Source organism: Massilia paldalensis, assembly GCF_044901715.1.
Lineage (GTDB): Bacteria > Pseudomonadota > Gammaproteobacteria > Burkholderiales > Burkholderiaceae_D > Telluria > Telluria paldalensis.
Genome location: NZ_JBJCIU010000002.1, coordinates 74,389 through 99,596 on the forward strand (window position 1 = coordinate 74,389; position 25,208 = coordinate 99,596).

Annotated in this window: 20 protein-coding genes; 11 read left to right on the forward strand and 9 right to left on the reverse strand. The window is 66.9% G+C overall.

Annotated features, from left to right (window positions below; genetic code table 11):
* Positions 1-6: 6 nt before the first annotated feature.
* From ACI1V7_RS10155 to uraH, 8 genes are all read right to left on the reverse strand, one after another.
* The gene (locus ACI1V7_RS10155) at positions 7-1,227 is read right to left on the reverse strand and encodes a type II secretion system F family protein (RefSeq protein ID WP_404532506.1); all 1,221 of its coding nucleotides are present in this window, start codon (positions 1,225-1,227) and stop codon (positions 7-9) included.
* A 32-nt stretch (positions 1,228-1,259) separates the two neighbouring features.
* On the reverse strand, positions 1,260-2,987 hold the full coding sequence (gene pilB, locus ACI1V7_RS10160; RefSeq protein ID WP_404531641.1) for a type IV-A pilus assembly ATPase PilB: 1,728 nt from the start codon (positions 2,985-2,987) through the stop codon (positions 1,260-1,262).
* 393 nt (positions 2,988-3,380) lie between these two features.
* Positions 3,381-4,952, reverse strand: a complete 1,572-nt coding sequence (locus ACI1V7_RS10165) for a methyl-accepting chemotaxis protein (RefSeq protein WP_404531642.1) — start codon at positions 4,950-4,952, stop codon at positions 3,381-3,383.
* 79 nt (positions 4,953-5,031) lie between these two features.
* A complete protein-coding gene (locus ACI1V7_RS10170) occupies positions 5,032-5,439 on the reverse strand; it encodes a type 2 periplasmic-binding domain-containing protein (protein ID WP_404531643.1) in 408 nt (135 codons plus the stop codon).
* A gap of 10 nt (positions 5,440-5,449) precedes the next feature.
* Entirely contained in the window at positions 5,450-6,436 is a 987-nt protein-coding gene (locus ACI1V7_RS10175; RefSeq protein WP_404531644.1) for a hypothetical protein, read from the reverse strand.
* Positions 6,437-6,484: 48 nt separating this feature from the next.
* A complete protein-coding gene (locus ACI1V7_RS10180; protein ID WP_404531645.1) occupies positions 6,485-6,697 on the reverse strand; it encodes a hypothetical protein in 213 nt (70 codons plus the stop codon).
* A gap of 229 nt (positions 6,698-6,926) precedes the next feature.
* A complete protein-coding gene (locus ACI1V7_RS10185) occupies positions 6,927-7,484 on the reverse strand; it encodes a ClpP family protease (RefSeq protein ID WP_404531646.1) in 558 nt (185 codons plus the stop codon).
* Between the two features lie 89 nt (positions 7,485-7,573).
* Positions 7,574-7,927: a hydroxyisourate hydrolase gene (gene uraH, locus ACI1V7_RS10190; protein WP_404531647.1), complete on the reverse strand. Its 354-nt coding sequence runs from the start codon at positions 7,925-7,927 to the stop codon at positions 7,574-7,576.
* Between the two features lie 106 nt (positions 7,928-8,033).
* Between uraH and puuE the strand changes: the two genes are divergently transcribed.
* The 11 genes from puuE (at position 8,034) to ACI1V7_RS10245 (ending at position 24,173) form a co-directional block, all read left to right on the forward strand.
* A complete protein-coding gene (puuE, locus tag ACI1V7_RS10195) occupies positions 8,034-8,993 on the forward strand; it encodes an allantoinase PuuE (protein ID WP_404531648.1) in 960 nt (319 codons plus the stop codon).
* Positions 8,994-9,075: 82 nt separating this feature from the next.
* A complete protein-coding gene (locus ACI1V7_RS10200; protein WP_404531649.1) occupies positions 9,076-9,582 on the forward strand; it encodes an OmpA family protein in 507 nt (168 codons plus the stop codon).
* A gap of 96 nt (positions 9,583-9,678) precedes the next feature.
* Positions 9,679-11,142 carry a xanthine dehydrogenase small subunit gene (gene xdhA, locus ACI1V7_RS10205; protein ID WP_404531650.1) on the forward strand — a complete coding sequence of 488 codons (1,464 nt, stop codon included), beginning with the start codon at positions 9,679-9,681 and terminating at the stop codon, positions 11,140-11,142.
* 10 nt (positions 11,143-11,152) lie between these two features.
* Positions 11,153-13,492: a xanthine dehydrogenase molybdopterin binding subunit gene (xdhB, locus tag ACI1V7_RS10210; protein WP_404531651.1), complete on the forward strand. Its 2,340-nt coding sequence runs from the start codon at positions 11,153-11,155 to the stop codon at positions 13,490-13,492.
* 1 nt (position 13,493) lies between these two features.
* On the forward strand, positions 13,494-14,480 hold the full coding sequence (xdhC, locus tag ACI1V7_RS10215; protein ID WP_404531652.1) for a xanthine dehydrogenase accessory protein XdhC: 987 nt from the start codon (positions 13,494-13,496) through the stop codon (positions 14,478-14,480).
* On the forward strand, positions 14,480-15,805 hold the full coding sequence (guaD, locus tag ACI1V7_RS10220; protein ID WP_404531653.1) for a guanine deaminase: 1,326 nt from the start codon (positions 14,480-14,482) through the stop codon (positions 15,803-15,805). Before xdhC ends, guaD begins: the two co-directional genes overlap by 1 nt.
* 58 nt (positions 15,806-15,863) lie before the next feature.
* On the forward strand, positions 15,864-17,369 hold the full coding sequence (locus tag ACI1V7_RS10225; protein WP_404531654.1) for an adenosine deaminase: 1,506 nt from the start codon (positions 15,864-15,866) through the stop codon (positions 17,367-17,369).
* Between the two features lie 544 nt (positions 17,370-17,913).
* Positions 17,914-20,286, forward strand: coding sequence for a TonB-dependent receptor (locus ACI1V7_RS10230; protein ID WP_404531655.1), 2,373 nt, complete (start codon positions 17,914-17,916; stop codon positions 20,284-20,286).
* A gap of 111 nt (positions 20,287-20,397) precedes the next feature.
* Positions 20,398-22,098 carry a bifunctional metallophosphatase/5'-nucleotidase gene (locus tag ACI1V7_RS10235; RefSeq protein ID WP_404531656.1) on the forward strand — a complete coding sequence of 567 codons (1,701 nt, stop codon included), beginning with the start codon at positions 20,398-20,400 and terminating at the stop codon, positions 22,096-22,098.
* A 26-nt stretch (positions 22,099-22,124) separates the two neighbouring features.
* The gene (locus ACI1V7_RS10240) at positions 22,125-23,177 is read left to right on the forward strand and encodes a S1/P1 nuclease (protein WP_404531657.1); all 1,053 of its coding nucleotides are present in this window, start codon (positions 22,125-22,127) and stop codon (positions 23,175-23,177) included.
* A gap of 150 nt (positions 23,178-23,327) precedes the next feature.
* Positions 23,328-24,173 carry a MipA/OmpV family protein gene (locus ACI1V7_RS10245; RefSeq protein ID WP_404531658.1) on the forward strand — a complete coding sequence of 282 codons (846 nt, stop codon included), beginning with the start codon at positions 23,328-23,330 and terminating at the stop codon, positions 24,171-24,173.
* Positions 24,174-24,242: 69 nt separating this feature from the next.
* On the opposite strand, the gene ACI1V7_RS10250 is transcribed toward ACI1V7_RS10245, so the two are convergent.
* Complete coding sequence (locus ACI1V7_RS10250) at positions 24,243-25,208, reverse strand: ABC transporter permease (RefSeq protein WP_404531659.1); 966 nt, start codon at positions 25,206-25,208, stop codon at positions 24,243-24,245.

Consider the following 25,208-nt stretch of genomic DNA (forward strand, 5'->3'; position numbering starts at 1 on the left):
TCCGCATCAGCCGACCACCGACCCCAGCTTGAAGATCGGCAGATACATGGCGATCACCAGCCCGCCGATCAGCACCCCCAGCACCACCATGATGAGGGGCTCCATCAGCGACGACAGCGCGGCGACGGCCTCGTCGACTTCTTCTTCATAGAAATCCGCCACCTTGCCCAGCATGCCGTCCAGCGCGCCCGATTCCTCGCCGACCGAGACCATCTGCGTGACCATGTTCGGGAACACGTTCGCGTTCTGCATCGCCACCGTCAGGCTCGTGCCGGTGCTGACTTCGTTCTGGATCTTCTTCGTGGCGTCGAGGTAGACGGCGTTGCCGGAGGCGCCGCCGACGGAGTCCAGCGCCTCGACCAGCGGCACGCCGGCGGCGAACATGGTCGACAGCGTGCGGGTCCAGCGCGCGATGGTCGCCTTGCGGATCACGTCGCCGAAGACGGGCACGCGCAGCAGGAAGCGGTCCATCGCCTGCTGCACCTTCAGCGAGCGGCGCCAGGCCTGGAAGAAGAAGTACAGGCCGGCGAACAGGCCGCCGAAGATGACGTACCACCAGGCCACGACGAAGTCGGAGATGCCCATCACGATGAGGGTCGGGGCGGGCAGGTCGGCGCCGAAGCTGGAGAACACGGACTTGAACGCGGGGACCACCCAGATCATGATGACGGCCGTGACGATGAAGGCGATCGCGATGATCGAGGTCGGGTACATCAGCGCCGACTTGATCTTCGACTTCAGCGCCAGCGTCTTTTCCTTGTAGATGGCCAGGCGCGTGAGCAGGTCTTCCAGGATACCGGCCTGTTCGCCGGCGCCCACCAGGTTGCAGAACAGCGGGTCGAAGTACAGCGGGTATTTGCGGAAGGCGTTGTTCAGGCTCGTGCCCGTCTCGATGTCGGCGCGCAGGTCCATGATCAGGCGCGACATCGACGGGTTGGCGTGGCCCTTGCCGACGATGTCGAAGGCCTGCAGCAGCGGCACGCCGGCCTTCATCATCGTGGCCAGCTGGCGCGTGAACAGGGTCAGGTCCTTGTCCTGGATCTTCTTGCCGCTGCGGTAGGCCTTCTTTTTAATCTTCGTCATCATGATGCCCTGGCGGCGCAGGGTCACGTTGACGATGGTTTCGCCGCCGGCGCGCATCTCGCCGCGCACGGTCTTGCCGGTCTTGTCCTTGCCTTCCCAGGCGAAGATGTATTCCTTGATCTTGCCGTTGGCGGCGCCGCGCATGCGGGCGGTCGAAGTCGTAGCCATGGTGGGTCCTATTCGTTGGTACAGCCGAGCACTTCTTCGAGGCTGGTCATGCCTTGCTTGACTTTCATGAGGCCGGAGCGGCGCAGCGAGTTCACGCCCTCGGCATCGGCCTGGGCGGCGATCTGCATCGCGTTGCCGTGCGCCAGGATCAGCGCTTCGATGGCGGGCGTGATCGGCATGATCTGGTAGATGCCCACGCGGCCCTTGTAGCCGGAGCCGAGGCAGCGTTCGCAGCCCACCGGGCCGTAGGGCTTCCAGTCGCCCTCCAGGTCGCTGTCGCGGAAGCCCGCCGCCTTTAGCACGTCGCGGCCGATGTCGAGCGGCTGCTTGCACGCGCACAGGCGGCGCGCCAGGCGCTGCGCCGTGATCAGGACGACGGACGAGGCGATGTTGAACGGGGCCACGCCCATGTTCATCAGGCGCGTCAGCGTCGACGGCGCATCGTTGGTGTGCAGCGTGGAGAACACCATGTGGCCCGTCTGCGCCGCCTTGATGGCGATGTCCGCCGTTTCCAGGTCGCGGATCTCGCCGACCATGATGATGTCCGGGTCCTGGCGCAGGAAGGCCTTCAGCGCCACGGGGAAGGTCAGGCCTGCCTTTTCGTTGACGTTGACCTGGTTCACGCCGGGCAGGTTGATCTCGGCCGGGTCTTCCGCGGTCGAGATATTGATGCCGGGCTTGTTCAGCAGGTTCAGGCAGCTGTACAGCGACACCGTCTTGCCGGAACCCGTCGGTCCCGTCACCAGCACCATGCCGTAGGGCCGCGTGATGGCGTCGATCAGCAGGGCCTTCTGGTCAGGCTCGTAGCCCAGCGCGTCGATGCCCATCTGGGCCTGGGTCGCGTCCAGGATACGCATGACCGTCTTTTCGCCGAACAGCGTCGGCAGCGTGCTGACGCGGAAGTCGATGGTCTTGGTCGGCGACATCACGAGGCGCATGCGGCCGTCCTGCGGCACGCGCTTTTCCGAGATGTCCAGCTTGGCCAGCACCTTGATGCGCGAGACGAGCTTGTCGCGGATCGACAGCGGCGGCGCCAGGTGGTCGCGCAGCACGCCGTCCACGCGCAGGCGGATGCGGTACTGCTTCTCGTAGGGCTCGAAATGGATGTCGGACGCGCCCAGCGTGATCGCGTCCAGCAGCACCTTGTTCAGGTAGCGCACGATGGGCGCGTCCTCGACCTCGGACGGCGCGCTTTCCGGCGCCTGCGTCTGCGTGTCCTCTTCCGCGAATTCGATCTCGGCTTCTTCGCCGGCCAGGTCGCTCAGGTCCTGGTCGGCATTCTTGGCCAGCGCGGCGAGGAGGGCCAGCAGGACGTCGTGGGCGACGATGACAGGTTCCACCGTGGACTCGGTCTGGAACTTGATCTGGTCGAGCGCCTGGGTGTTGGTGGGGTCGGACACGGCCACCGACATCTTGTTGCCGCGCCGGGACAGCGCCACCACGCGCTGCGTCTGCATCAGGCGCGCGTCGATGGCGGTGGCGGGCAGCGCCTCGGGGCTGAACGTGGACAGGTCGAACAGCGGGTAGCCGAAGGTCTCGGAACAGAACGCGGCCAGGCCGCGGGCATCGATCAGGCCGGCACCGAGCAGGGTATCGATGAAGCCGGCCTTGTCGGCCACGGCCTTCTTTTGCAGGCCGTCCGCCTGGGCAGGACTGAGCCTTCCCGCCTGCAGCAGGGCGCGCGCCAACCCCGGCAACGCCGTACCGGTGGTGGTGTTGGGGAGGACTGCTGCCATATGGTTAAGGTCGAACGGACGACAGGGGGCAGGGCAGGACGAACGGCCCCGAGGGATTCAAGCGATGATGCCCGCAGGCATCAAATTGGTCAAGCATTTGGCCCCCGGAAAGAGGCATGCATACCACGTGGACGGCTGGGTCATGACAGCGTGACATCGGATCTCCCGTAAAACCTGCAAAGTCGGCATCGCTTGGCGCAGTCCGGCGATGCCGGATGTGCAAGCCCGGATTGGACCGGTGCCGGACGCGGCAGTTTCAGGGGATTGTTTGATGCGGTCGCGAGAAAGATGCGACGCGTGATGAATGTCGTCCCTGCGCAGGCAGGGACCCAATGTTGCAAGCACCGACGACACTGGCAGAACTTGGGTCCCTGCCTGCGCAGGGACGACGCTTCAGGCGCGCGCCAGCGCCAGGCGCGTGGTGCCGGAGGAAGGCAGGGCCGGCGCGCCGGTTTCCAGCTTGAACACGGCGAGCGCGCCGGACAGCTGGCCGGTCTGCTCGGTCAGCGATTCGGCCGCGGCCGATGCTTCCTCGACGAGGGCCGCGTTCTGCTGCGTCATCCGGTCCATGTCGTCGATCGCGCCGCCGATCTGCTCGATGCCTTCGCGCTGGCGGCGGCCCGCATCGCTGATCTCGGCCATGATGTCGTGCACCTTGCGCACGGCGTCGACGATCTGCTCCATCGTGGCGCCGGCCTGGTCGACCAGGGCGCTGCCCGCGTCCACCTTCGCCACGGAGTCGCCGATCAATGCCTTGATTTCCTTGGCGGCGGCGGCGCTGCGATGGGCCAGGTTGCGCACCTCGCCAGCGACGACGGCGAAGCCGCGGCCCTGTTCGCCGGCGCGGGCCGCTTCCACGGCCGCGTTCAGCGCCAGGATGTTGGTCTGGAAGGCGATGCCGTCGATGACGGAAATGATCTCGACGATCTGGCGCGCCGAGGCATTGATCGCGCCCATCGTCTGCACCACGTTGCCGACCACTTCGCCGCCGCGGGTGGCGATGCCGCTCGCCGACAGCACCAGCTGGTTGGCCTGCTCCGCATTCGCGGCGTTGGCGCGCACGGTATCGGTCAGCGCTTCCATCTCGCGCGCCGTGTGCTCCAGGCGGCTGGCCTGGGTCTCGGTACGGCTGGCCAGGTCGGCGTTGCCGGTGGCGATTTCGGCGCTGGCGCCGGCGATGGTCTCGGCCGAGCCCTTGATGCCGGCCACCATGCCCGCCAGGCGTTCGCGCATGTCGCGCAGCGCGGCCAGCAGGCTGGCGCCGTCGCCGGCTTCGGTACGGATCTCCATCGACAGGTCGCCGGCGGCGACGGCGCGGGCGATCTCGCGCGCATATTCCGGCTCGCCGCCGAGCTGCTGCCAGATCGTGCGCACCACGTACCACGACACGAGCGCCAGCGCGGCCAGCACGGCCAGGGCGGTGACGATGGTGGTGACGAGCACGCGGCGCACGCTGCTCTCGCTATGCTGGACGCCGTCGGTGAAGCGCTGCTGCGCCGTTTCGCCGAACTTGGCGACGTCGGCGTTGAGCCTGGTCAGCGCGCCCTGCATGCGCGTCACGGTGGCCTGCGGGTCGCCCTGTTCCATCTCGAGCATGATCTTCGCGGCCGACACGGCGGGGGCATAGTAGTCGTCGAAATCCTTGGTCAGGCGCTGGCCCGTCTCGGCCATGCCGTCGAGCTGTCCCAGCCTGGCGACGTGGCTGCGCACCTTGTTGGCCTGGTCGTTCACCTGAGCCAGGCGCGCCTTGTCGCCTTCGCTGACGGCGTCGCGCAGTCCGTTGGTGACGCCTTCGATCTCCGTCGCCAGCGCCTTCGAGATGTCCAGGACCGGATAGTCGACGCTTTCGGTCCTGTGGATGGACCCGAGGGCGCCCGTCGCGAAGCTGGCGCTGATCGCGACCCCGAGTCCGAAGATGACGGTCGAGATGACCGGAAGTGCCCAAATCCTGCGCTTGATGCTCATGCTGTCGCTCCTGGGTGACAGCCCGCCGCCGGCGCGGCCGGAGGCGGGCATGCTGTTGCCGGCTGCTGCCGGCTATTTTTTATTGCGCCGTGTAGACGGCCTTGACGCTGCCGTCGAGCGCGCTCTTCTCGATGTAGCCGATGGCCTTCGGATCGGCCGCCACCATCTTCTTCACGGCGGCACTGTCCGCGGCTTCCTTCGGCATCGTGGCCTTGCCGGTGAAGACGAGCTTGGACCACAGCGACTTGACCTGGGACGCGTCCTTGTCCGTCACCTTCTTGTAGAACTCGGTGCGGATGGCGGCGCTTTCCGGCTGGTCGACGGGGGCCATGGCGCTCGATTTACCGAGGAAGAACTGGGCGACCTGGTCCTTGCTCATCGAGGATTCGGACGCCTTCGGGTTCACGATCACGACCACTTCGGCCATGGCCGGCACGGAGGCGGCGAGGAGGGCGGCGGCGATGCCTGCATTGATCAGCTTGTGCATGGCGTCCTCCTCAGAATACGAAGTCGAGCGCGACGGCGCCGACGGTGACCGGGCCGCGGAAACCGGCTTGCGGGTTGATCAGGAGGCCGCTGCCGGCATCCGGATGCACGCGGTCGATCTGCGCCTTCAGCGCCACCGAGCGGTAGAAGTCCCAGCGCACGCCGATGGTGTCCGTGGTCTGGGCACCCTGCGACAGGCCGCTGTAGCGCAGCGTGGCGACGGCGCCGGACAGGGCGCGCAGCGTGGGGCCGCAGGCGGCGGGGTAGCCGGCCGGGCAGGATGCCGGGACGGTGTTGTCGACCGAGCCGTCGATCTTCAGCTTGGCATGGCTGTAGTAGGGGAGGAACTTGCCGATGCGGTAGCCGCCCATCACGTACCACGAGGAGGTGTCGTTCAGGTAGCTGTCCGTCTTGCGCTTCGCGTACTCCGACTGCACGACGATGTTGTTCCAGTCGAGCGCGGCGCCCACCGAGGTGAACGAGGCTTTCTTGTGGTCGACGGCGATGTCGTCGGCCAGCTGGCCCAGTGCCGGCATGCGGTAGCCGGCACCGGCCGTGCGCAGCGACGTCAGCAGCGTGTTGATCGACTGCTGGTTGTTCAGCGTGATGCGGGTGTCGGCGCGGCCGAAACGCAGCGTCAGCGGGCCGTGTTCGGCTACCAGGTTCAGCGCGGTGAGGCGGCGTGCGTCCAGCGTGGGGCCGCCGTAGATCTTGGTCTCGGTGCTGCCGACGGCCAGCTGCGCGGTATAGGTCGTGTCGCCGAAGCTGCGCTGCCAGGTGACGTCGGCGCCGTCGACGCTGTTGAACGTGACCTGCGAGTACATCTCCGCCGGCGGGCGCAGGAAGGTGTTGGCATAGCCGACGTTGCGGTAGTCCGAGATCATGAAGATCGGCAGGCCGATGCGGCCGACGCGGATGCTGACGTCGTCCGAGACCTTGGCCTTGGCGAACGCCCACGAGAGTTCGGCGCCGAAGTCATCCTCGGCATCCTTGCGCACCAGGCCCTGGCCCGTCAGCGACAGCCAGCTGTTGACGGCGTAGTCGGCCTACAGCCCCAGGTTGGAATCGACGCCGGTGGTCGGATCCTTGTCGGCGCCATGCGCCTGGTTCGGACGGCCGAATTCGGCCTTGTCGCTATTGGTCCAGGTGAGGGCGGCGGTGCCGAAACCGCTGATGCGGAGGTTGGACGTGTCCTGCGCATAGGCGCAAGAGATGGCCAGGGGCATGGCCAGCATGCCCGCGATGAGTCGTTTTTTCATGGAATACCTACAAAAACCGCGTTTGGGAAAGTTCTTCTTATTGGAAGGCAGGAGGGATGACGTAACGTATGTACGCATCACCGAGATTGAATTGCCGAAATTGATTGTATAGGGTTACCAAAACTTGCCGCAAGGAAAAGCGACAATCAGTTTTCGGTTTCAAGTATGAGGGTCGACATATTGTTGCGCTAAACAGACATCTTTTTACGCAAGATCTTGAACGATTTCGTCAATTCCACCAGTGGGCGGTGGTACCCGCTTCCGGCAGCCGTGCCTGACGCGCAGCATGGACGATGCCGGCGTCGACGGCCTGGTCGGCCGTGTAGATGCGCGCGCTGTTGGTGAGGAAGCCGCGGATGTCCTGGGGCGCGGGCGCGCCGCGGGTGGCTTCCTCGAAGATGGACGCGTAGCGCTCGGCGTCGAAGTCGAGGCAGTCGCGCCATTCCGAGATGCGGGCGTGGTCGGCCGCCACCAGGTTGCCGAAGCCCCAGTGCAGCGGGTGGACCAGGAAGCGGGTGCCGGGGCAGGCATAGCGCTTCTGCCCGGCCAGGAAGATGGCGACGCCGACCGACTCGACGCTGCCCACGTTCCAGGTGGTGAGCGGCAGCGGCAGCGATTTCAGGAAGAAGTACAGCGCGAAGCCGGCCGTCATGTTGCCGCCCTCAGTGGACATGTGCAGTTCGATCTCGGTGGCCCCGCTCTGCAGCGCCTGCAGGCACAGGTTGCGCACGGTGCAGGCCGTGGTCGCGTTGATGGGACCGATGAAATGGACGACGTGCAAAGACATTGAAATCCTCCCGGAGCCAAGGATAGCAATTTCTTCTTGTTGGCCTCGTACGCTTCGGCAGGGTGGGCACACCTGCCCACCCCGGGTTTTCAACTGCCCCGGTAGGTCGAATACGACCAGGGCGTGACGACCAGCGGCACGTGGTAGTTCTGGCGCGCATCCGCCACGCCGAAGGCGATCGTCACGCGGTCGACGAAGCGCGGGGACGGCAGCTGCACGCCCTGGGCCGCGAAATAGTCGCCGGCCGCGAACACCAGTTCGTACTGGCCGGTCTGCAGGGCGTCGCCCTCGAGCAGTGGCCGGTCGCAGCGCCCGTCCGCATTCGTGGCCGTGCTGGCGAGCAGGGTGCGGCTGCCACCGGCGACGGCAAACAGTTCCACCGCCACGCCCGCGGCCGGCCGGCCGTGGGCGGTATCGAGTACGTGGGTGCTGAGTTTTCCCATTGGTGATTCCTATACGTGGCGCCTGAGCAGGCGTATGCGGCAGATGATATAACGATGTCCTTCCTGCAATATATGATGGAACATATACCCATCTTCGCGAGCGCCCATGGACACCTACCGAGATTATCCGCGCGACCTCGTCGGCTACGGCCGCAACCCGCCGCACCCGCAATGGCCGGGCCAGGCGCGCGTCGCCCTGCAGTTCGTGCTGAACTACGAGGAGGGCGGCGAGAACAACGTGCTGCACGGCGACGCCGGTTCGGAAACCTTCCTGTCGGAGATCATCGGCGCCCAGTCCTTCCCCATGCGCCACATGAGCATGGAATCGCTGTACGAATACGGTTCGCGCGCCGGGCTGTGGCGCATCCTGCGCCTGTTCGAGGAGCGGCAGATGCCGCTGACAGTGTTCGGCGTGGCGATGGCCCTGAAGCGCCATCCGGAAGCGGTGGCGGCATTCCGCGAACTGGGCCACGAGATCGCCTGCCACGGCCTGCGCTGGATCTCGTACCAGAACGTCGACGAAGCCACCGAGCGCGCGCACATGAAGGAAGCCGTGGACATCCTCCGCGCACTGACGGGAGAAGCGCCGCAGGGCTGGTACACGGGACGCGACTCGCCGAATACGCGCCGGCTGGTGCTGGAGCATGGCGGCTTCGTCTACGATGCCGACCACTATGGCGACGACCTGCCGTTCTGGACCGAGGTGTCGTTCACCGACGCCAACGGCTGGCATGCCAAGCGTCCGCACCTCGTGGTGCCGTACACGCTGGACACGAACGACATGCGCTTTGCCGCCATGCAGGGGTTCAATTCGGGCACCCAGTTCTTCGACTACCTGAAGGATGCGTTCGACGTGCTGTATGCCGAGGGCGACCCGAATGGCCTGAACCAGCCGAAGATGCTGTCGATCGGCCTGCACTGCCGCCTGGTCGGCCGTCCGGCGCGCGCGGCGGCGCTGGCGCGCTTCCTCGACTACGTGCAGCGCCACAACCACGTATGGATCGCGCGCCGCATCGACATCGCGCGCCACTGGCAGGACGTGCATCCCTGGCGTGCCGCGCCCTGACCCTGCTGGCGCCCGCGGCCGTGCGCCGGATGGCGGCGGAAATCGTTATATTCTGGCCTTCATCTGTTTAGCGAGGATACCCATGCACCGATTCGCCAGCCTGTTCGCCGCCGCGCTCGTCGCCACCGCCCCGTTGCTGCCCGCCCATGCGGCCGACCACCGGGAAAGCACGGAACGGCAGGCGCCATCGACGGCGACGATCAGGGCGGATGGGCTGCTCGAGGCGATGAAGGCCGAGGGCAGGGTGCCGCTGTATGCCATCGCGTTCGACGACGGCAAGTCGACGCTGAAGGCCGGGGCGAAGGCGCAATTGAAGGAAGTCGCGCTGGCCTTGCAGAAAGACCCCATGCTGCGGGTGGCCATCGTCGGCCACACCGATACCGACATCGCCGCGGACGTCGACGTCGAGGCCAACACGGCCCTGTCGCAGCGTCGTGCCGAGGCGGTGGTCACCGCCCTCGTCAAGACGTATGGCGTGAACGGGAAGCGCGTGGTGGCCCATGGCGCCGGCAGTTTCGCGCCCGTCGCGTCGAACGCCGAAGCGGAAGGGCGTGCGCGCAACCGCCGCATCGAGCTGGTGTTGCTGTGATCATTGTTATTCGCTGATAACACTTATCAAAAAATTCTTATAAGCTGCGGCGCGCGGGATGGTAGCCTCGGACGATGGGACCATTGCGAGGCCAAGATGTCTGAACCGATCCGTTTCTATTTCCGTGGCGACGTGCACGAAGTGCATGGCGTCGCGCCGACGCAGACCGTGTTGCAGCACCTGCGCGAAGACCTGCATTGCACCGGCACCAAGGAAGGCTGCGCCGAGGGCGATTGCGGTGCCTGCACGGTCGTGGTCGGAACGCTGGAGGATGGCGAGCTGCAGATGAAGGCCGTGAACGCCTGCATCCAGTTCACGCCGACGCTGGACGGCAAGGTGCTGTTCACCGTCGAGGACCTGCAGCAGGCGGACGGCGCCCTGCACCCCGTGCAGCAGGCGCTGGTCGAATGCCACGGTTCGCAGTGCGGCTTCTGCACGCCGGGCTTTGCCATGTCGCTGTGGGGCATGTACCTGAATCAGGAGGGGCGCGCCCCCACGCGCTGCCAGATCGACGACGCCCTGTCCGGCAACCTGTGCCGCTGCACGGGCTACCGTCCCATCATCGATGCCGCCCGCCGCATGGGCGAGCTGCCGCCCGTTGCCTTCGACCGCGCCGCGCTGGCCGAGACCTTGCGTGGCCTGCAGCGCGACGCGGGCACCGTCTACGGCTTCGCCGGCCAGACCTTCCACGCGCCGCGCACGCTCGACGAACTCGTCGCCGCCCGCGCCGCACATCCCGAGGCCGTGCTGCTGGCCGGCTCGACGGACGTCGGCCTGTGGGTCACCAAGCAGATGCGGGTGCTCGCGGACATCATCTACCTGGGCCACGTGGCCGAGCTGAAGACGGTGCGCGAGGCCGGCGGCTTCCTCGAGATCGGCGCCGGCGTCACGCTGGAAGACGCGTACGGGGCCGTGTGCCGCCATTATCCCGGGGAGCTGGGCGAGCTGCGCCAGCGCTTCGCCTCGCTGCCGATCCGCCATGCCGGCACGCTGGGCGGCAACGTCGCCAACGGTTCGCCGATCGGCGACTCGATGCCGTGGCTGATCGCGCTGGGCAGCAGCATCGTCCTGCGCGGACCCGACGGCGAACGCACGCTGGCGCTGGAGGATTTCTATCTCGGCTACCAGGTCAAGGACCTGCGGGCCGGCGAGGTCGTGGCCGCCGTGCGCGTGCCGCTGCCGCGCCCGGGCGTGGTGCTGCGCACCTATAAACTGGCCAAGCGCTTCGACCAGGACATCTCGGCCGTGTGCGCCGCCTTCGCCTTCACGCTGGACGATGGCATCGTGCGCGATGCCCGCATCGCATTCGGCGGCATGGCGGCGACGCCGAAGCGCGCCGCGCAGGCGGAAGGGGCACTGCGCGGCCGCGCCTGGGACGAGGCGGCACTGGACGAGGCGATGGCCGCGCTGGCGCGCGACTACGCGCCGCTGTCCGACATGCGCGCCTCAAGCGGCTACCGCATGAAGGCGGCGCAGAACCTGCTGCGCCGCTACTGGTACGAGACGCGCCGCGACGATCCGTTGCCGGCGGCGGCACTGAACGCATTCGCGCAGGCTTGAGGAGGGCACGATGAACGATGCCGGCACCCCCGTATTGAACACCGCCGCCTGGACCCAGGTCGGCCGCTCGCGCCCGCACGAATCGGCGCGCCTGCACGTGCTCGGCCAGGCCGACTACACGGACGACATCGCCGAAGTGCGCGGCACGCTGCACGGGGCGCTGGGCCTGTCGGCCAAGGCACACGCGCGCATCCTCGATATCGACCTGGCCGCCGTGAAGGCGAGCCGCGGCGTGCGCGCCGTCTACACGGCCCGCGACATCCCCGGCACCAACGACTGCGGTCCCATCATCCACGACGATCCGATCCTGGCCGATGGCCTCGTGCAGTACGTGGGCCAGCCGATCTTCATCGTCGTCGCCGACAGTCACCAGGACGCGCGCCGCGCCGCACGGCTGGCGAACGTCACCTACGAGGAGCTGCCGGCGATCCTGACGCCGCAGGCGGCGCGCGCCGCGCAATCGTACGTGCTGCCGCCGATGCGCCTGCAGCGCGGCGACGCCGAGGCCGCGTTCGGGCGGGCCCCGCACCGCGTCAAGGGCGAGCTGCTGGTGGGCGGCCAGGAACAGTTCTACCTCGAAGGCCAGATCGCCTACGCGATCCCGCAGGAAAACGACGGCATGCTGGTGCAGTGCTCGACCCAGCACCCGAGCGAGATGCAGCACGTGGTCGCGCACGCGCTGGGCCTGCATTCGCACCACGTGACGGTCGAATGCCGGCGCATGGGCGGCGGCTTCGGCGGCAAGGAGTCGCAGTCGGCCCTGTGGGCGGCGGCGGCGGCCGTCGCGGCGAAGAAGAGCGGGCGCCCGGTGAAGCTGCGCGCGGACCGCGACGACGACATGCTCGTCACGGGCAAGCGCCACTGCTTCCACTACGAATACGAGGTCGGCTACGACGACGAGGGACGGATCGTCGCCGCGAAGGTCGACATGGTGAGCCGCGCCGGCTTTTCCGCCGACCTGTCCGGCCCCGTCGCCACGCGCGCCGTCTGCCACTTCGACAACACCTATTATTTGTCCGACGTCGACATCCGCGCCGCCTGCGGCAAGACGAACACCCAGTCGAACACGGCGTTCCGCGGCTTCGGCGGGCCGCAGGGTGCCATCGCGATGGAGTACGTGCTCGACGAGATCGCCCGCAATCTGGGCCGCGACGCGCTCGACATCCGCAAGCTGAATTTCTACGGCAAGCTAGATCGCAACGTCACGCCCTACGGCCAGACCATCGTCGACAACGTGATCCACGAACTGGTCGACGAGCTGGAGGCGACGAGCGGCTACCGCGCGCGCCGCGCGGCCATCGACGCCTACAACCGCACGAGTCCCGTGCTGAAGAAAGGCCTGGCGCTGACGCCCGTGAAGTTCGGCATCGCCTTCAACGTGACCCACCTGAACCAGGCCGGCGCCCTCGTGCACGTGTACGTGGACGGCTCCGTCCTCGTGAACCACGGCGGCACCGAGATGGGGCAGGGCGTCAACACCAAGGTGATGCAGGTGGTGGCGCACGAGCTGGGCGTGGACCTGGCGCGCGTGCGCATCACGGCCACGCGCACGGACAAGGTCGCGAACACCTCGGCCACGGCCGCGTCGACGGGTGCAGACCTGAACGGCAAGGCCGCGCAGGACGCGGCGCGCCAGATCCGCGACCGCCTGGCGGACTACGCGGCCAGGACCTGGGGCGGCAAGGCCGACGACGTGCGCTTCGCCGCCGACACCGTGTTCGTGGACGGCCATGAGGTGCCGTTCGGCGAACTGGTCGCCCGCGCCTACCTGTCGCGCGTGCAGCTGTGGTCGGACGGCTACTACGCCACGCCCGGCCTGCACTGGGATGCGAAGACGATGACGGGCCGTCCGTTCTCGTATTTCGCCTACGGCGCGGCGGTGGCCGAAGTGGTGGTCGACACGCTCACCGGCGAATGGAAGCTGCTGCGCGCGGACTGCCTGTACGACGCCGGCAACTCCCTGAATCCCGCGCTGGACATCGGCCAGGTCGAAGGCGCCTTCATCCAGGGCATGGGCTGGCTGACGACGGAAGAATTGTGGTGGAACGACGGCGGCAAGCTGATGACGCATGCGCCGTCGACGTACAAGATCCCCGCCGTGTCCGACTGCCCCGAGGATTTCCGCGTGCGCCTGTTCGATAACCGCAACGTCGAGGATTCGATCCACCGCTCCAAGGCCGTGGGCGAACCGCCGCTGCTGCTGCCGTTCTCCGTGTTCTTCGCCATCCGCGACGCCATCTCCAGCGTCGGTGGACACCGTGTGAACCCGCCGCTGCGGGCGCCGGCGACGGCGGAAGCGATCCTGGATGCGGTCGCGGCGGTCGAAGCCTCCCCCTTCGCCGAAGGCTGACATGGACGACTGGCTGCAAACGGCGGCGCGGCCCGCCGTGCTGGTGACGGTCGCGCGGGTCGAAGGTTCGGTGCCGCGCGAGGCCGGTGCGCGCATGCTCGTCGACGCCGCACGCCAGTGGGACACGATCGGCGGCGGCCACCTCGAACTGCGCGCCGTCGAGATCGCGCGCGCGATGCTGGCGAGCGGGGAGGCGCGCCGCCTGGAACGCTTCCCGCTCGGCCCCAGCCTGGGCCAATGCTGCGGCGGCGTGGCGCATCTCGCTTTCGAGCATGCCGACGGCGCGCACCTGGCCGCACTGGCGGCGCGCCGCCACGCCGACACCTGGCGCCTGGTCGCCTTCGACGGCGCGCCGGACCTGGCCCTGTGCGACGGGGACGGCAAGCCCCTGGCGGGGCCGGGACCGGCGTTCGACCGTGCGGCCGCTACCCACCTGCTGCGCGATGCGGAAGGCCGGCGCTGGCTGGCCGACCTGGTGGCGGCGCCGCGTGCCCGGGTGATGCTGTTCGGCGCGGGCCACGTGGGCGCCGCCATCGTGCGCGCGCTGGCCGGGCTGCCATGCCGCGTGACCTGGGTCGACGAGCGCGACGCCATGTTCCCGGCGAATCTGCCGCATAATGTGACCGTCGAGGCGACCGACGCGCCCGAGGCGCTGGCGCAGCACGCCGCGCCGGGCACGTTTTTCCTCGTCATGACGCACAGCCACGCGCTCGACCAGCGCCTGGCCGAAACCATCCTGAAGCGCCCGACCGACGACTGGTTCGGGCTGATCGGATCCGATACGAAACGCAAGCAGTTCGAGCGCCGCCTCCTGGAGCGCGGTGTCGACGGCGCGCGCCTCGATGCCATGGTCTGCCCCGTGGGCGTGCCCGGCATCGACGGCAAGCAGCCCGCCGTCATCGCCGTGGCCGTGGCCGCGCAACTGCTGATGGCCTGGGAGCGGGCGTTCGCGCCCGGCCCCGGCCACGCATTACCCGAAAGAAGCTGATGTCCAACGTACCCTCCACCTTGCAGGCCTTCCGCGCGAGCCTGCTGCATTTCCACGCCGATCCGGCGTTTGCCGACGCGGCCCACGCCTGGCATGCGGACGGCCTGCTCGTCGTCGATGCGCAGGGGCGCGTCGTGGCGGCCGGCGATCATGCCGCGCTGGCGGGCACGCTGCCGCCCGGCACGCCCGTCACCGACTGGTCCGGCAAGATCATCTGCCCCGGCTTCATCGACACCCACCTGCATTTCCCGCAGACGGACATGATCGCCTCGCCGGCCCCGGGCCTGCTGCCCTGGCTGGAGACCTATACCTTTCCCACCGAGGGCCGCTTCGCCCACCCGGCGCACGCGCGCGCCACGGCCGACTTCTTCCTCGACGAACTACTGCGCAACGGCACCACGACGGCCGCCGTCTACTGCACCGTGCACGCCCACTCCGTCGATGCGCTGTTCGAGGCGAGCGCCGCGCGCAACCTGCGCATGGCGGCCGGCAAGGTGCTGATGGACCGCCACTGCCCGGACTTCCTGCGCGACACGGCCGACATGCGCGCGAGCGAAGACCTGATCCGCCGCTGGCACGGCAAGGGCCGCGCCATGTACGCGATCACGCCGCGCTTCGCGCCCACCTCGACCGAGGCGCAGCTGGCCGCCACCGGCGAGCTGGCGCGCGCCTGGCCGGACACCATCATCCAGACCCACGTGGCGGAGAACCGCGACGAGTGCGCCTGGGTGCGTGAACTGTTCCCGCAGCAGCGCAGCTACCTGTCCGTGTACGAGCACTATGGCCTGATGCGCCCGCGCGCGCTGTTCGGCCACTGCATCTGGCTGGACGACGAGGACTTCCGCCTGATGGCCGATACGGGATCGGCGATCGCCCACTGCCCGACCTCGAACCTGTTCCTGGGCAGCGGCCTGTTCGACCTGGCGCGCGCCGACGCGGCCGGGGCCATGGTCGCGCTGGGCACGGACGTGGGCGCGGGCACGTCGTTCTCGATATTGCAAACAATGAATGAAGCGTATAAAGTTGCACGATTGAAAGGCAGCTATCTCCCGGCCTTGCGCATGTTCTACCTCGCCACGCTGGGCGCCGCGCGCAGCATGCAGCTCGAGGGCACCATCGGCAATTTCGCGGCCGGCGCCGAGGCCGACTTCATCGTCCTCGACCCCAGGGCCACGCCGCTGCTGGCGCGCCGCACGGCGAATGCCGACAGCCTCGAGGAAACGCTGTTCGCGCTGGCCCTGCTGGGCGACGACCGCGCCATCCGCGCCACCTATGCGGCGGGGCTGCTGGTGCATGAGCGGGCTGGGGAAGAACGGCAGGCCTGAGCATTCCAGTACCGTCGCCCCTGCGCAGGCGACGGGCCAACCGACTACCCGAGACCATATGATGCAGAAAAACCTGCTTGCCGCCGCCCTGTCCATCAGCGTCGCCGCCGCCTTCGCCGTCCCGGCCGCCGCCCGCACGCCGGCGCCCGCCGCCAGCCCCAACGAAGCCGCCACCGCGCGCCACTACGCGGCCCTGATCGCAGGTACGCCGAAGACGGCCGAACTGACGCTGTTCTTCTCGCAGATGCCCAAGGGCGGCGACCTGCATCACCATTACTCGGGCGCCGTGTATGCCGAGACCTATGTCGACTTCCTGGAAAAGCGCGGCTTCTGCGTCGACAAGCGCAGCTACACGATCGTGACCGACAAGGCCGCCATCGACGCGGACCGCGCCAAGCCGGCGGCGGCGCGCACCTGCCTGACGACGGCCGAAGTCTATGCCGACGACCAGACCTACCGCGAGCTGCTGCAGCGCTGGTCGAGCAAGGACTTCCACAACCACGGCGCCGACCAGCCGCCGCCGGACCGCCAGTTCTTCTCGACCTTCGGCTACTTCGGCCCCGTCGCGGACAGCGGCAACTTCCACGACGGCCTGGTCGAGCTGAAGGAACGCGCGGTGCGCGAGAACGTCGCCTACATCGAGACCATGTACAAGCTGGCGCCGTTCGTCGCGAACGCCGACTTCGACGCCAAGGCCTGGCAGAACGCCGAGAACGATGCCGCGCTGGACGTGCAGCTGCGCGGCTGGATGACGGCGCTGGACCAGGATGCGAAATTCACCGCCAACCTGGCCGACTTCGTCGCCGCGATCGACAAGGAAGCGGCCGGCATCGACGACGAGCGCTTCACGATGCGCTACCAGCTGTACGTGCTGCGCTTGCTGAATCCGTCCCAGGTGTTCTCGTCGATGGTGTCGGCCTTCAAGGCGGCGCACCGCGGCGGCAAGATCGTCGGCGTGAACATCGTCGGCCAGGAAAGCCGCATGGTGCCGATGCGCGACTACACGCTGCACATGAAGATGTTCCGCTTCCTGAAGAAGGTCTACCCGGACGTCAAGGTGGCCATGCATGCGGGCGAGCTGGCGCTGGGCGACGTGCGTCCGGAAGACCTGCAGTACCATATCGACCAGGCCCTGAACATCGCCGGCGCCAACCGCATCGGCCACGGCATCGACCTGGCCCACGAGACCAATGCCCCCGCATTGATGAAAGCAATGCGCGCCAAGGACATCCCCGTCGAGATCAACCTGACCTCGAATGCCTTCATCAGCGGCATCGAAGGCGAGAACCACCCGGTCACGCTGTACCGCAAGTACGGCGTGCCCTACGTGATCTCGACCGACGACGCCGGCGTTACCCGCCACACGCTGTCCAACGAATACGTGCTGTTCGCCAGCCGCTACAAGCCGAGCTACGCGGAAATCAAGAAGACGGCGTATGACAGCATCCGCTACAGCTTCCTCGACAAGGACGGCAAGGCGCGCCTGGCACGCCAGCTCGATGCGCGCTTCGCCAAGTTCGAAGCCGACATGGCGGCGCTGGAACGCAGCAGCGCCAAGCGCTGAGCGTTTCGCGAGATTCCCTCCACCGGCGGCGTCCTGCCGCCGGTATTCCTGCCCGCAACGTTGTCATATGACGACGGTATGGCGCTTCACGCCTGTAACCGATGTGGTGACCGCGCGACAAAAATCACGCTTTCTCACTGCGGATGCTTAAAAAAGTGGCAAAAAAATTTCGCAAAAGCATGCCTCATCTATAATCGCGCCGTCGGTTTACGTAGTGCAGTGCACAACAGAGATGAAAAACAAAGTTGGTTTTCCTCGCTAATTTATACGGTTTCCGTATAAATGTTTAAGAGAAAACATATTTGTCAGGCATGAAGGGCTCATGCATGATCGAACGCTGGAGCTGGAAAAATTAGCAAGTTTTCCCCGCTCCGCCAGATCGGCGAAACAAAAGCATCCACAGCCGATTGGTCATCAGCCTGAAATATCCGTCCTCTACACTACCGTTTTTTGTTTTTTTGGAGCATACCCATGCTCCGAATACAGAAGTTGCAAGAATATAGCTGCTGTTGAAATTTTTACAATAAACTCTAGGGAGTTCTTGATGCAATCCGCTTTTAACCACCAACCCAAGCTGCGCTTGAGCCTGATCGCCGTCGCATGCCACATGGCATGCCTGGCGACCGCGGCGCACGCCCAGACTGCCACGCAGAAGACCGACGCCGACGCAGGCCAGATGCGCGAAGTGGTCATTACCGGCAAGAAGACGGGTATGGGTTTGATGGTGTTGGAAGATGCACCGAAAGCACGTTCGACCATTACCGCACAGGAGCTGGAAAAGCAGCGTCCGACCGGTAACGCCTACCAGGCGCTGGAACTGCTGCCGTCGGTAAACAGCTTCAACTACGATGCGACCGGCCTGTTCGGCGGCGGCCTGACCCTGCGCGGCTTCAACAGCGACCAGATCGGCGCCACCATCAACGGCGTACCGGTCAACGACTCGGGTTCGTTCTCGATCTACCCGCAGGAATACGTCGACCAGGAAAACACCTGCTCGACCTTCGTGACCCAGGGTTCGACCGACGTCGACTCGCCGCAGGTGGGCGCATCGGGCGGTAACTTCGGCATCGTGACCTGCAACCCGGAAGACAAGCAGCGCGTGCGCTTCATGCAGACCTTCGGTCAGCTGAACATGTACAAGAGCTATGTGCGCTACGACACTGGCCTGCTGCCGGGCGGCAAGTCGAAGGCCTTCATCTCGGTCTCGCGCGCCAAGGCGGACAAGTGGAAAGGCGAGGGCGAAGCCCAGCGTAACCACATCGACGCCGGCTACAACTACGACTGGGACCGCTTCAACTACATCCACGCGACGATCCTGTGGAACGAAGCGAAGAACAACAACTTCCAGAGCTACTCGCGCGCCGACTTCGCCAAGTACGGTTATTACTACGACTTCGCGCCGACTTTCGCCGGCCACAAGACCCCGACCCCGGGCAAGGCCGACGTCGACGTCAACCAGTCGCCGGCTTTCTACAAACTGGCCAACAACCCGTTCAAGAACGCCATCGCGTCGGCGACCGCCAAGTTCCGCCTGGCCGACAACCTCGACCTGAAGATCGTGCCTTACTACTGGTACGGCTTCGGTAACGGCGGCACCCAGCAGAAGCTGCTGTCGGAAGCCACCGGCCTGATCGGCGGCGGCGTCGACCTGAACGGCGACGGCGACAAGCTCGACAGCGTGATCGTCGGCAGCGCCAGCGTCACCCAGACTAGCCGTCCGGGCGTGACCACCTCGGTCAACTGGACCGTCGCCAACCACAACGTCCTCGCCGGCGTGTGGTGGGAGCGTGCCAGCCACCAGCAGACCCAGCCGGCCGTGCGCGTGGACAATGCCGGCAACATGTCGGACATCTGGATCGACGAAGACCGCCTGCAGCGCGCCAACGGCAGCCTGTACCAGGGCCGCGACTGGAAGACCACGTCGACCGCCTACCAGGCCTTCGTGCAGGACACCATCTCGTTCCTGGACGACCGCCTGAGCATCAACGTCGGCCTGCGCACTCCGCACATCAAGCGCGACTTCAAGAACTTCCCGAACGAAGGCACGGGCGCGAACGTGATGTACCAGGTCAAGCGTACCTATGACGACGTGCTGCCGCAGTTCGGCATCCGCTACAACCTGACCAACGAAGACCAGCTGTACGCGTCGCTGGCCAAGAACATGAAGGCCCCGGGCAACTTCGTGTACGCGACCACCAACGGCAACATCAAGGTCGACCAGAAAACGGGCGCCGTCACCATCACCAACGACGTCAAGCCCGAGAAATCGTACAGCTTCGACGCCGGTATCCGCCACCAGGCCAAGTCCTGGATCGGTACCTTCGACGTCTACGCGACCGACTTCCGCGACCGCATGGCGACCGCCTTCGACCCGATCAGCCAGCTGAGCTCGACCACCAACGTCGGCAAGGTCAAGAACTACGGCTTCGAAGTCGAAGCGGGCAACACCCCGATCAACGGCTGGTCCGCCTATGTGTCGTACGGCTACCTCCACACCGAGGTCAAGCAGAACCTGCAAGTCGGCACCAACCAGTTCCTGCCGACCGCCGGCAACGAGTTCCCGCTGTCGCCGAAGCAGAAGGCCGGCTTCTCGATCCAGTACGAGAACGGTCCGTTCTGGGCGCGCCTGACGGGCAAGGCCACCGGCAAGCAGCAGGCCACGCTGACCAACGACGAAACCGTGCCGGGCTACACCCTGTTCGGCATCGACGGCGGCTACAAGTTTGCTGACTGGGGCTATGCGAAGAATCCGAAGATCACCTTCAACGCCAGCAACATCTTCAGCAAGGAGTACTACAACCCGTCGTCGCAGAGCGTGACCAACGCCCGCGCCTACGGCACCTACGCTGCGAAGAACGTGTTCTACTACGCAGGCTCGCCGCGCTTCGTGTCGGCGACCCTGTCGGTCGACTTCTAAGCCGTACCGCGCCGGCCGGGGATGGTTGTGACGTCCCCGGCAGCGTACAATGCTTCATTCAGCGGGCCTTCGGGCCCGCTTTTACTTTCAACTCCGAAAAGTATTTACCGAATGTTCCCACGTACCCTCGTCTCCAGCGCCGTGCTGGCCCTGCTGCTGGCCGGTTGCGCCACGGCGCCGTCCACGCCCGCATCCCGCCCACCGACCGCTTCCGCGCCCGTCGAGATCAACCTGGTCGCCCTGAACGACTTCCACGGCAACCTGGAACCGACCCGCTACACCTACACGCCGCCGGGCGCGAAGGAACCGGTGACGATCCAGGCCGGCGGCATCGACCTGATCGGCGGCGCCATGCAGGCGTTCCGCAAGGAAGACAAGGACACGCTGCTCGTCGCCGCCGGCGACCTGATCGGCGCCAGCCCGGCGCTGTCCGGCCTGTTCGCCGACGAGCCGACGCTGGCCGCCATGGACCGCATCGGCCTGGCCGCGAGCTCGCTGGGCAACCACGAATTCGATCCGGGCAAGAAGGAACTGCTGCGCCAGCAGCACGGCGGCTGCGATTCGCCGCGTCCGGAAAAGGCCTGCCGCTACGACCAGGGCTTCAAGGGCGCCGGCTACACCTACCTGGCCGCCAACGTCACCGATACGGAGACCGGCAAGACCCTCGTGCCGGCGTGGCGCGTCGTCGACGTCAAGGGCGTCAAGGTCGGCCTCGTGGGCGCCGTGCTGAAGGGCGTGCCGTCGGTGGTGACGTCGTCGGGCGTGCGCGGCCTGGCGTTCGGCGACGAGGCCGACGCCATCAACGCCCAGCTGCCCGCCATGCGCGCGGCCGGCGCCCAGGTCTTCGTCGTGCTGATCCATGAAGGCGGCCACACGGGCGAACCGTTCGACAAGGTCTATTGCGACGGCCTCGAAGGTCCGATCGTCGGCATCGTCAAGCGCCTCGATCCGGCCATCCGCCTCGTCATCTCGGGCCACTCGCACAAGGGTTACCTGTGCAAGGTCGACGGCCGCGTCGTGACCCAGGGCGACGCCTACGGCCACCTGCTGTCGCGCATCAAGATGAAGGTCGACCCCGTCAGCGGCACCGTCGAGGACATCGACGTGCGCAACGTCGTGATGGCGCCGGGCGCCTTCACCCCGGATGCGCAACTGACGGCATGGCTGAAGGACGTGCGCGCACGCAGCCAGGCCGTGCTCGACAAGGAAGTGGCGCGCATCGCCGCGCCGCTCGTGACCCGCAAGCAGAACGATGCCGGCCAGTCGATGCTGGGCGGCGTGGTCGCCGATGCCGCGCTGGCCGCCGTGCGCGGGCAGGGCGCGCAGGTCGGCTTCGTGAACCCGGGCGGCATGCGCAACGACCTGCAGTCGGGAGACGGCGGCGTCGTCACGTTCGGCCAGGCCCAGGCCGTGTCCCCGTTCAACAATACCCTGGTCCTGATGGACCTGACGGGCGCGCAGCTGCGCACGCTGCTGGAACAGCAGTGGGACCGCAAGGAAGGCTCGACCACGCTGGGGGCGTCGCGCAACCTCGCTTACCAGTGGGACAGCACGCAGCCGAAGGGCCGCCGCATCGTCCCGGGCAGCCTGAAGGTGGACGGCAAGGCGGTCCAGGACAAGCAGACCTACCGCGTCGTCGCCAACAACTTCCTGGCCGAAGGGGGCGACGGCTTCCCGATGTTCGCGCAAGGAAGCAATCGCAAGGACACGGGCATCGCCGACCTCGATGCGCTGATCGCCTTCCTGAAGCAGCATCCCGAAACGGGCGCGGCCGGTGTGGCCGCGCAATCCCCGATCACGAAGCTGCGTTGAATTCCATACCGAACCGAGGAACCACCATGAAACAACTCGCTTGCGCCATCGCACTGGCCGGCGCCTTCGTCTCGCAGGGCGCCCTGGCCTGGGGCACCGACGGCCACCGCGCCGTGGGCGCCATCGCCGACCGCCTGCTCAAGGGCAGCGATGCGGAAATCCAGGTCAAGGCCATCCTGCTGCAGGGCGAAACCCTGCAATCCGTCTCCACCTGGCCCGACTGCGTCAAGGGCAACTGGTGCGGTCCGCAGACGCCGGACATGATCGAGTACGTGAACGCCAATCCGCGCCACAGCGAATACCACTACACGGACGTGCCGTTCCAGCTCGACCATTACCACGATGGCGCCGTGGGCACGGCCGACGTCGACATCGTGCAGACGCTCAAGCAGGCGATCTCCGTCCTGCAGGGCAAGGACACGCCGGAGACGAACCCGCACAAGTTCAGCAAGCGCCAGGCGCTGATCCTCGTCGTCCACCTGGTCGGCGACATCCACCAGCCGCTGCACGTGGGTGCGGCCTTCGTGTCCAAGGACGGCAAGTTCGTCGTGCCGAAGACGCAGGCCGAGATCGACGAGACGGCCGTCTTCGATTCGCGCGGCGGCAACAACCTGCTGATGAACGAGGACTGGCTCGAGAAGATCAGCGCCGGCGTCATCCCGCCGGGCGAGCCGAAGGAAGTCAAGCCGGGCGTGCCGAAGGCGCTGACGAAGCCGTTCCACTCCTACTGGGACAGCACCACGGTCGACTACGCCTTCCGCCGCAACCGCGTGAAGACGCCGGACCAGTTCGCCCAGTGGGCGATCGACTCCAGGCCAGCGCTGGCGCCGAACACGGGCGCGCCGATCACCTGGGCCTACCAGTGGGCCGACGATGCGCTCGTGGCCTCCAAGCAGGCCTATGCGGGCGTCACCGTCGGCAAGCTGACGCCGCAGACGAGCAAGAAGGGCGAGACCTATTACACCTGGACGCTGGAGGTGCCGAAGGATTACCCGGTGCCGAGTTCGGCGCTGGCGCGTACCCAGCTGGTGAAGGGCGGCTATCACCTGGCCGAGCTGCTGCAGGCGATCTGGCCGTAAGCCGTCCCGTTTGACCCGTCGCCCCTGCGCAGGCAGGGGCCCAAGTGCTGCCGGCGCAGACGTAGCGTTCGCACAAATTGGGCCCCTGCCTGCGCAGGGGCGACGTTTCGATGGCGGTAGAATGATCGCGCCTCCACCACGCCGACGATCATGAAGACACCACCCCTCCTGGCCGCCATCCTGCTTGCCGCCTCGGCAAGCGCCGCCGCCGACCCTGCCGACCCCGCCGAACAACGCACGCTCCCCCTGTGGGAAGCCGGCATCGGCGCCGCCGCCCTGACCATGCCCGCCTATCCCGGCGCCGACGACCGCTCCAACCGCGGCCTCGTGCTGCCGTACTTCCTCTACCGCGGCAAGGTGCTGCGCGCCGACCAGAACGGCGTGGGCGCGCGGCTGCTGAATACGGACCGCGTCGAGTTCGACATCGGCTTTTCCGGCGCGCTGCCCGCCCATTCGGACGACGTCGCCGCGCGCCGCGGCATGCCCGACCTCGGCACGCTGGTCGAATTCGGCCCGCGCGTGAAATACAAATTCGCCGACTTCGGCGAGCGCGGCCGCCTGCGCGCCGAATTGCCGCTGCGCGCCGTGATCGAGGGCAGGGGAGGGCTGCGCCGCCAGGGCTGGACGACGGAGCCGCGGCTCGTGTGGGAAACGCGCGGCGACGGCGCGCGCTGGACGTTGGAGGCGCAGCTGGGCGCCGTGTTCGGCGACCGCCGCATCAACCGTTATTTCTACGAGGTGGCGCCGCAGTACGCGACGCCAGACCGTGCGGCGTACCGGGCCGACGCCGGCCTGCTGCTCGTGCGCACGGGCGTGAGCGGCACCTGGCGAGTCGATCCGGACCTGCGCCTGTTCGGCTTCGTGCGTGTGGAATCGTATTCGGGCGCGGCCAACGAGGACAGTCCGCTGCTGCGCAAGTCGACGGGGACGTCGGCGGGGGTGGGATTGGCGTGGACGTTCGCGCGGTCGCAGCGGCCGGCGTATTCCAACGAATGAAGGAAAGACGAACGCCATGGCGGGCAGGGATGCCCACCATGGCGTTTGCGCTTGACGCGCTTGACGCGCTTAACGCGACTTGACGAACGGCTTGCCGATCGCCTTCGGCGCCACCGACTTGGCCATCACGCCCGCCAGCACCAGCACCGTCACGACGTACGGGATCATCTGGATCAGCGAACCCGGGATCTGTCCCACCACCGGCAGGTCGACGCCTTCGAGCTGGATCTGGATCGCGCCGAACATGCCGAACATCAGGCAGCCCAGCACCGTGTAGACGGGACGCCAGTTGCCGAACACGAGGGCCGTCAGCGCCAGGTAGCCCGCGCCGGCCGACATGTCGCGCAGGAAGAAGCCGCTCTGGACGATGGCGAGGTAGGCACCCGAGAACGAGCACAGCACGCCGGCGACGAACATCGCCAGGTAGCGGGTGCGCTCGACCGAGACGCCGGCCGCGTCGGCCGCGTGCGGGTTCTCGCCGCAGGCGCGCAGGCGCAGGCCGAAGCGGCTGTGGTAGACGACCCAGTGCACGACGGGCACCAGCAGGAAGGCCAGGTACACGAGGACCGACTGGTTGCCGATCACGTGGCCGTACAGCCAGCCGATGAAGGGGATGTTCTCCAGCGCGGCGGTGCCGGGCAGGACCACGTCGGCCAGGCGCGCGCCGCCCAGGTCCGGCGTGCGTCCGCCCTGCTGGAAGAAGAACTGCGCCAGCACGAAGGTCAGGCCGCTCATGGCGATGTTGATCGCGATGCCGCACACCAGCTGGTTGCCCTTCTGGGTGATCGAGACGAAGGCCTGCACCATCGCCAGCGCCACCGACACGGCGATGCCGGCGAGGATGCCGTACCACGGGTTCTGGGTCGAATAGGCGACGGCGGCCGAGACGAACGCCGAGGCGAGGATCTTGCCTTCCAGGCCGATGTCCACCACGCCGGAACGTTCGGCGAACAGGCCCGCCATGGCGGCGAACATCAGGACCGGCGCGTTGCGGATGGTGGAGACGATGATGCTGGCGATGTGGAAGTCTTCCAT